General features: G+C 63.1%; 7 protein-coding genes and 1 pseudogene. 1 reads left to right on the forward strand and 7 read right to left on the reverse strand.

The window, feature by feature from the left end:
* A pseudogene (locus EN932_RS22425) lies at positions 1 to 276 on the reverse strand (hypothetical protein); the annotation flags it as partial.
* Positions 277 to 512: 236 nt separating this feature from the next.
* Between EN932_RS22425 and EN932_RS22430 the strand changes: the two are divergent.
* Positions 513 to 1,514 (forward strand): KpsF/GutQ family sugar-phosphate isomerase, encoded by a 1,002-nt coding sequence (locus EN932_RS22430; RefSeq protein WP_024502733.1) that lies wholly within the window; start codon positions 513 to 515, stop codon positions 1,512 to 1,514.
* A 4-nt stretch (positions 1,515 to 1,518) separates the two neighbouring features.
* On the opposite strand, the gene EN932_RS22435 is transcribed toward EN932_RS22430, so the two are convergent.
* The 6 genes from EN932_RS22435 to EN932_RS22460 form a co-directional block, all read right to left on the reverse strand.
* Positions 1,519 to 1,983 carry an NfeD family protein gene (locus EN932_RS22435; protein WP_013529725.1) on the reverse strand — a complete coding sequence of 155 codons (465 nt, stop codon included), beginning with the start codon at positions 1,981 to 1,983 and terminating at the stop codon, positions 1,519 to 1,521.
* Between the two features lie 11 nt (positions 1,984 to 1,994).
* The gene (locus EN932_RS22440) at positions 1,995 to 2,945 is read right to left on the reverse strand and encodes an SPFH domain-containing protein (RefSeq protein WP_013529726.1); all 951 of its coding nucleotides are present in this window, start codon (positions 2,943 to 2,945) and stop codon (positions 1,995 to 1,997) included.
* A gap of 119 nt (positions 2,946 to 3,064) precedes the next feature.
* On the reverse strand, positions 3,065 to 4,276 hold the full coding sequence (locus EN932_RS22445; RefSeq protein WP_127385189.1) for an FAD-binding oxidoreductase: 1,212 nt from the start codon (positions 4,274 to 4,276) through the stop codon (positions 3,065 to 3,067).
* 154 nt (positions 4,277 to 4,430) lie between these two features.
* Positions 4,431 to 5,495 carry a ferrochelatase gene (gene hemH / locus EN932_RS22450; protein WP_027161401.1) on the reverse strand — a complete coding sequence of 355 codons (1,065 nt, stop codon included), beginning with the start codon at positions 5,493 to 5,495 and terminating at the stop codon, positions 4,431 to 4,433.
* A gap of 235 nt (positions 5,496 to 5,730) precedes the next feature.
* On the reverse strand, positions 5,731 to 7,761 hold the full coding sequence (locus EN932_RS22455) for a bifunctional UDP-sugar hydrolase/5'-nucleotidase (protein WP_127369345.1): 2,031 nt from the start codon (positions 7,759 to 7,761) through the stop codon (positions 5,731 to 5,733).
* A gap of 187 nt (positions 7,762 to 7,948) precedes the next feature.
* Positions 7,949 to 8,251, reverse strand: a 303-nt coding sequence (locus EN932_RS22460) for a hypothetical protein (protein ID WP_128369075.1), incomplete at its 5' end; no start/stop codon positions are given.

Here is an 8,251-nt window from a genome sequence, read left to right on the forward strand (position 1 = left end):
ACAGGCACCGGCGCTGGCCGGCAGATAGGTGCGGGCCGGCGCATTGTCCTGCGCGGCGTTGGCCGGCTGTTGACCCTGCGCTGCCAAGGCCAGCTGTCTCGCCTTGCGCTGCTGGTCGGACAGGATCGCCGATTCCGAAACTTCGCCGCGCAGTTCGGTTTCCTGGGCATGGAGCGCCGTTGGGCGCAGCAAGGCAAACATGCTGGTTGCCAGCAGCAAGGCGCAGACCGCCTTGCCCCCACGTCGCGTCGAATTTTCTGGCTGGACCCCGGACATCGCCACCACTGCTTGCGCGGCGCACGCGCGCCATACTTACCGAACCGTAAATGGGGATGGTTAACGGAGGGTTGAGGCAGCGGCCCGTCAGCTGCCTGAAGCGCTGATTTCCAAAGGGATTCATACTGCGTGCGTTTTCTCGCCTGCCGTCGTCTGAACCACCGCACACGTTCGGGCGATATGCCTGGGCCATTTCCGTTGGACAGCGCGCCGGCAAAGCGCTAATCGCATCAGCCATGCATGCGGGATCCCTGGATAAGAAGCCTTTGGACAGGCAAGCCTCGATCGCTTCGGCGCTGAGGACGGTGGCGACAGAACAGGCTGGTGTCGCAGCCCTCGCCGAGGCGCTGGAGAATGGGCTGGCCGCGCCTTTCGCCCAGGCGGTCGAGATGATCTCGGGGATTGAAGGCCGGCTCATCGTCACCGGCGTCGGCAAAAGCGGCCATATCGGTTCGAAGATCGCGGCGACGCTGGCCTCGACCGGCACGCCGGCTTTCTTTGTCCATCCCGCCGAAGCCAACCACGGCGATCTCGGCATGATCGCCAGGGACGACGCCATCATCGCCATGTCGTGGTCGGGCGAAAGCAAGGAACTCATGGGCATCGTCGCCTATTCCAGGCGCTTTTCCATTCCGCTGATCGCCATCACCGCCGGAGAGACATCGGCGCTGGCGCGGGCGGCGGACGTGGTGCTGCTTTTGCCGCGCGCTCCGGAGGCCTGTCCGCACGGCCTGGCGCCAACGACATCGACGCTGCTGCAACTGGTGATGGGCGACGCGCTGGCGATCGCGCTGCTCGAAGCACGCGGCTTCACGCCGGACCATTTCCGCACCTTTCACCCGGGCGGCCAGCTCGGCGCCAACCTGACGCAGATCCGCGAGATCATGCATGTCGGCGACAGGCTGCCGCTGGTGGTTGCGGGCACCGGCATGCAGGACGCGATCCTGGAACTGTCGCGCAAAGGGTTTGGCTGCGTCGCGATCACCGATGTCGACGGTGCGCTGGTCGGCATCATCACCGATGGCGACATCCGCCGTCACATCGGCAGCAATCTGCTGGCGATGACGGTGGATCAGGTGATGACAAGAGGTCCGAAGACCGCGACGCCGGACACGCTGGTGGCAACGGCGCTGCAGACGATCAACAATTCAGCCATCACCAGCCTGATGGTGGTGGAGGGCCGGAAACCAGTCGGCCTCATCCACCTGCATGATCTGCTGCGTATCGGCGCCGCCTGAACGTTCAGACCGCCTCGACGGTCAGTTCCAGATCCGTATCGGCCGCACCCGTCACGCGCACTTGCGTGCCGGCCGGCAGGTCAGGGCCGGAGACACGCCACAGTGTGTCGCCCAGCTTGATGCGGCCGCGCCCGTCACGGATCGGTTCGGCAAGTGTCGCCATCCTGCCGACCATTTGCGCGCCGCGCCGGTTGAGCAGCGGCTGATCGGTCGGGTCGTTGCGGCTGCCGACCAGCTTCTTGCCGACATAGGCCGAGACCAGCGACAGCGCCAGGAAGGCGAGGACCTGGACCTGCCATGTCCAGAAGCCGGTGTCCCAGATCAGCAGCGACACAGCGCCGATGATCAGCGCGGCGATGCCGATCCACAGCATGAAGATACCCGGCGCGATGATTTCCATCACCAGCAGGACGAAACCGAGAACCATCCAGTTCCACGGGCCGAGTTCGGAAACGATGCGGTCGATCATTGGTTTCGACCTCAGTTGTCGGTTGGGCGAACGACCGGCGGGCGCGCGGCCTGCCTCTGCGAGCCGGTCGTGCCTTCGCTGCGGAAGACTTCCTTGGCGATCTCGCCAATGCCGCCGAGCGAACCGATCAGCGACGATGCCTCGAAGGGCATCAGCACGATCTTGCTGTTGGTCGCGGTGCCGATCTTGCCCAACGCTTCGGTGTATTTCTGGGCTACGAAGTAGTTCAGCGCCTGCACATCGCCTTTGGAGATCGCTTCCGACACCACCTGGGTGGCGCGGGCCTCCGCCTCGGCCGAACGTTCGCGCGCCTCGGCATCGCGGAAGGCGGCTTCCTTGCGGCCTTCGGCCTCGAGGATCTGCGACTGCTTGAGGCCTTCGGCGGCAAGGATCTGGGCGCGCTTGTTGCGTTCCGCGGTCATCTGCCGGCCCATCGATTCGATGAGGTTGGCCGGCGGGTTGATGTCCTTGATTTCGACGCGGGTGATCTTGATGCCCCACGGGTGGGCCGCTTCATCGACGACGCGCAGCAGGCGCTCGTTGATGGCGTCGCGGTTCGACAGGAGTTCATCGAGATCCATCGAACCCATGACGGTACGGATGTTGGTCATCGTCAAATTGAGGATGGCATTCTGCAGGCCGGAAACCTGGTAAGCGGCCTGCGCGGCGTTGAGGATCTGGAAAAAGGCGATGCCGTCGACACCGACAATGGCGTTGTCGCGAGTGATGATTTCCTGGCTTGGAACGTCGAGCACCTGCTCCATCATGTTCATCTTGGCGCCGATGCGGTCGATGAACGGGTAAATGAAATTGAGACCCGGGCTCAGTGTCTTAGTGTAACGGCCAAAGCGCTCCACCGTATAGTTGTAGCCTTGCGGGATTGTCCTGATGCCTTTGATCAGCAGCACCAATACCAGAAGGGCAAGTGCACCAACCGCAATATCGAAACCACTGAAATCCATTTGGCTCTCCCTCAGACGAAGGCCGCACAAGCCATTCTCGCGCGGCCGACTTCACCAAAGACTTAAGTGTGTTTCAGATGCGTTACAATCAGGTGATGACGGATTGTTTGCGGGTGCGATCAGCGGTTGAAGGCAAACAATCTTGCATCCGTGTCCTCCAGCCCGTTGATCGAAGCCGGGACAATCTCGGAAGCGATCTGCGAGAAGGTGATGCCGTTGCCGCCGTAGCCCATCACCGCATGGATGCGCGGGTGGCGGGGAATGGCACCGATATAGGGCAGGCCGGTGGTTGTGGTGCCGAACGAACCGGTCCAGGCAAAATCGGGCCTGGTGTCGAGATGCGGAAATACCAGGCCGAGCTTCTCGGCGATGCGTGTGCTCTTGTCGGCGATCAGCTCGTCGCGCCGCGCTTCGTCGACAAAATCCTCGTCCTCGCCGCCGCAAATGACCCGGCCGTCGATCGTCGTGCGCATATACAGATACGGCTCCGACGCTTCCCAGATGAACGCTGCGTCCGGCCAGAGCTTTCGCGGTTGCGGGCATGTTGCGATCGCCCATGTCGAGATGATCCGGTGGGCCGCGGCCGGCACGATCTCCACAAGTTCGTAGCCGGTAGCCAGAACAACATGTCGCGCGGTTATGGTCGGGCCATCCCTGGTCGCGACGACAACAGCTTCGGCGCTATCCTCGATCACTGTCGCTTCGACGGGGGCGTAGAAGCGAGCCTTGCGCTGAAGGGATTTCAGCAGCAGCCCAGCCGTCAGCTTACGCGGGTCGAGCGCGATGTTGCCGTGGCTGAGAATGGCGCCTTCGCGGTCGATGCCGAATGTCTCCGCCAGCGGCGCCGGCGTCAGATAGGTCGCGGCGATGCCGGCTAGCCGCCGTGCCTTGGCCTCGTCGCGCAGTTCCGACGGACCAAGTATCGTGCCAGACAGATAGAGCGACGGCGCCCGGCTCAGGCCACAGTTGATGCCGAGTTCGGCGATGCGTCCGGCGAGATTGGAGACGGCGAGCCGCGAGCGCCGCCAGGCCTGCTGCGCCGAGGCTCTGCCGACCATCTTCGAGAGCGTGGAGAGAGGCTGGTCTATTTCGAATGCCACCAGTGCGGTGGTTGCGGCCGTCGAGCCCTTCAGCGGACCGCGCCGGTCGATACAGATCACCCGATGGCCATCGGCCGTCAGCGCCTCGGCCATCATGGCGCCGCTGATGCCCATGCCGACGACCAGCACATCTGCCTTGACGTCCCGGATCAGGCCGTCCGTCGGCACCGCAGGCGCGCTATAGGCTGACCAGACGGGCTGGCCAGTTCTGAGGTCGAGTTTGCGGGACATCGCATTCTCCGGCGGCGCGCCTTAACGCCCCGGAGCTTGTGTTGTTCCGGAGTTAGAGCGGCGAGCCGCTCTAACTCCGGTTGACGAAATTCCCAAGGGAAAGCGCTATCGCTTTTCCCGGGAAAACCGTTTCACACTTTTCCTGGAATTTCTCCTAGACCCAGCCAGACAGTTCGCGCCGCACCATCGCCTCGATCACCGCCATCCCCTCCGCGCTGTCGTTGAGGCAAGGGATATGGGCGAAATTCTTGCCGCCGGCATGGTGGAAGGTTTCGGCCGCCTCGCGGCCGATCTCATCCAGCGTCTCGATGCAGTCGACGGAAAAGCCGGGATTGACGACGGCGATCGACTTGACGCCGTCCTGTGCGAGTTTCTCCACCGTCTTGTCGGTATAGGGTTGCAGCCATTCCTGCGCGCCGAAGCGCGACTGGAAGGTGATGATCAGTTTCTTGTCATCCCAGCCGAGCCGTTCGCGCAACAGCCGCGTCGTCTTCTGGCAGTGGCAATGATAGGGATCGCCCTTCTCGAAATAGGGTTTTGGAATGCCGTGATAGGAGGTGATGACCACCTCCGGCTCGAAATCCAGCGTCGCCAGATGCCGTTCGATCGAACGCGCCAGCGCCTCGATATAGACCGGCTCGTCATAGTAGGGCGGCACGCTGCGGACGGCCGGCGCGCGGCGCATCTTCATCAGCGCGCGAAACAGCTGGTCGTTGGCTGTTGCCGTGGTCGTCGCCGAATATTGCGGATAGAGCGGAAACGAAAGAATGCGATCGCAGCCCTGGTCGGCCAGACGCTGGGCAATGCTTGCAGTCGAAGGATTGCCGTAGCGCATCGCCCAGTCGACGACGACATCAGGCAGGTCGCGCAGCGCTTCGGCCAGCTTTTCGGCCTGGGCACGGGTGTAGGTGCGCAGCGGCGACTCGTTCTTTTCCCGGTTCCAGATCCGGGCGTAATTGGCGCCGGACTTCTTGGGGCGCGTGGTGAGCACAAGTCCATAGAGGATCGGATACCAGATCGCCCTGTTGAGCTCGATGACGCGCGGATCGGACAGGAATTCACGCAGATACCGCCACATCGGCTTGAAATCGGTGCCATCGGGCGTGCCCAGATTGACCAGCATGACGCCGATCTTGCCCGCCTTGACCGGCGGATGCCCAGCGGGCAACGGGCCGAGCGCTTTTGCGACCTTGGGATCGGCAGGGGTGGGAAGCGTCATAAGGGTTCTCCGGGAGACGCGAACCTAACCATCTTGCGCGCGCATTCAATGCAGCGTCTGGCCGCACCTTAAAGCGGATTGTCCGAATGGATTCAGACGGCCCGCTTTAAGTCTTTGTTTTTATGCATGTCGTTCTCCCAAAACCGAGGTCACTTTTGAGCGACATGCATTAGCCCGAAAACAGGACGCCCGTCCGGTTTTCGGACGGGCGGTGTCATTCAGGCATATAAGCGAGCTATTTCGGCGGGATGGTCAGGGTTGCGCCGACAGGAAGCCGGCGGGGTTCGTAGCCCTTGTTGGCGCCCGAAATGACCTTCCACCTGGCGCCGTCGCCATAGGCTTTCTTGGCCAGATCCCAATAGGTGTCGCCGGCAACGATGACATGGCTGGCTTCCGCTGGCGCGGCCTCAGCAGGCTTTGCCGGCTCGGCCGGTGCCGGCGCGGCTGGTTGCGCTGGCGGGGGAGGTGCTCCTTCCGTCGATATGGCCGGTGGTGTGTTGGCGATATCGCCCGAGTTGGCCGGCAATTCAGGCATTGCCGGTGCCGCTTCGGCAGGCTTGGCGGCTTCAGCCGGTGCGGGCGCCGGGGTGGCCGGGGCTGCTTCGGCTGGCTTGGCCGGATCGCTTGCCGGGGCCGCAGGCGCCGCGGCGACGGTCGCGGCTATTTCGGTGATGCGGCCGTCGAGCTTCGGCGTGTAGGGCCGGTGGGCGCCGAGATAGTCGGCAACCACCTGTTCGAGGCCGGGGCCGTAGTCGTAGGCATTCCTGGCCTTGTCGGCAAAGACCTTGTAGCCGTCGCCGCCCTGGCGAACATAGTTGTTGGTGGCGACCAGATAGTCCTTCTCCGGCTTGATCGGCGTCCAGGCACCGCCTTCCATGACCTCCACCGATTTGACCCGGCCGGCATTGGGCGCAACGGATTTGTCGAAGGAATATTTCAGGCCGGCGACCTGGGGGAAGCGCCCGGCGCCGTCCTCGACCTGACTGAGACCGCCCTCGAGGCCGGCCACCAGATCCTTGCCCGAAATCTGGAAGGTCGCCAGCGTGTTCTGGAAGGGCAGCACGGTCAGCACCTCGCCCATGGTGACGGTGCCCTTGTCGATCGAGGCGCGCAGGCCGCCGCCATTGGAGATGACGATCTCGACGCCCTGTCCCTTGACGCGGTCGAGGATGGCGTCGGAGACGAGATTGCCCATCGCGCATTCGCGGGTGCGGCAGCTCTCGCGACTGCCGTCGATGACGTCGGTGGTTTCGGCCACTTCCTTGTTCTTCAACGCCTCGATCGGCGCCCCAAGCTCCTTGATGCGGGCGAGCACGGCCGGGTCGGGGGTGATCGACTTGTCGAGATAGATCGGGTCGCCGCTGGCCGATTTGACGACGCCATTGTCGTCGAACACCACCTTGAACTCGCCGAGATATTTCGAATAGGAGGCCGCCTGCACCACCGGCACCTTGTAGCCGTCCGGATTGTCGACCATCGTCGGGTAGGGGCCTTCCGCCTTCGGGTCGGTGTTCGACAGCAGGGAATGGCTATGGCCGCCGACGACGACATCGATGCCCGGGATCTTGGCGATGACGTCACGTTCGCGCCTGTAGCCGATATGGGTCACGGCGATGATCTTGTTGACGCCTTCGCCCTTGAGCTTCTCGACTTCGGCAGTGATCGACTTGACGTCGTCCTCGATGGCGACGTTGGGACCCGGCGAAGCGAGGTCCGGCGTGTCGTTGGTGATCGCGCCGATGATGCCGATCTTCTGGCCGCCGACCTCGACGACAACAGATGGCTTGACGCGGTCGCCGAGCTTGGATTGCGCGTTGGCCTTCACATTGGCGCCGAGCACGGGGAACTTGATCATGTCGAGGAACGGCGCCAAGGCGGCCTCGCCGTCGTCGAATTCATGGTTGCCGAGGGCCATGGCATCGAACTTCATGTCGTTGAGGAATTCGCCTTCGACCTTGCCCTTATAGGTCGTGTAGAACAGCGAGCCCTGGAAATTGTCGCCGGCGCTGAGCAGCAGCACGTTCTGGCCTTCCAGCTTCTTGCGTTCCTGGGCAATCGCGGTGATCAGCCGGCCCGCGCCGCCGATGCACTCGCCCTTGGTCTCCTCGTCCGCCGAGCAGGTCGATTCATATTTGTTGTTGCCTTCGATGCGGCTGTGCCAGTCGTTGATATGCAGGATGTTCAGCGTGTAGTCGGCAAAGGACGCGCCGGCCGACAGACCGAGGGCTGAGGCTGACAGGGCTGCAATGGCGGCAAGCTTCTTCATCTTCGTCTCCCGGAAAGCTGATCAGAGGCCATTAGCGCTCTTGCTTGACTGGAACATAACAGCCGGCGCTTTGGCCATGTTCCCATCGCGTTCCGGATGACGCAAGCGGAATCCGGGACCCTTTGCCGGCACAAAAAAGGACGGCGGCCAACCAGCCGCCGTCCTTGGAAAACGAATGGTCGTGGGTTCAGACGCGCCTTGTCAGCACGAAATTCTGACCGCTGGAGCTCGTGCAGTTGAGCTGGCTTGTCGACACCATCAGGCAGTTGAAGCTGACCGCGGTCTGGCGGATCAGCGAGGTGCCGTTGATCTGCACCGATGTGGCGCCGGTCATCGTGTAGCTGCCGTCGGCAAGCTTCTGGCCGGTGTCGGTGGCTACCGTCGTGAAGGTGCCGCCGGTGAAGGTCGACAGGCCGGTGCCCTTGGCGTCTATCCACGAGCCCTCGACGCCTTTCGGCGCCGCTGCCATCGGCGGTTGATCGGGGGCCGT

It is taken from the genome of Mesorhizobium sp. M7A.F.Ca.US.002.01.1.1 (genome assembly GCF_004022955.1).
In the GTDB taxonomy this organism is placed as follows: domain Bacteria; phylum Pseudomonadota; class Alphaproteobacteria; order Rhizobiales; family Rhizobiaceae; genus Mesorhizobium; species Mesorhizobium ciceri.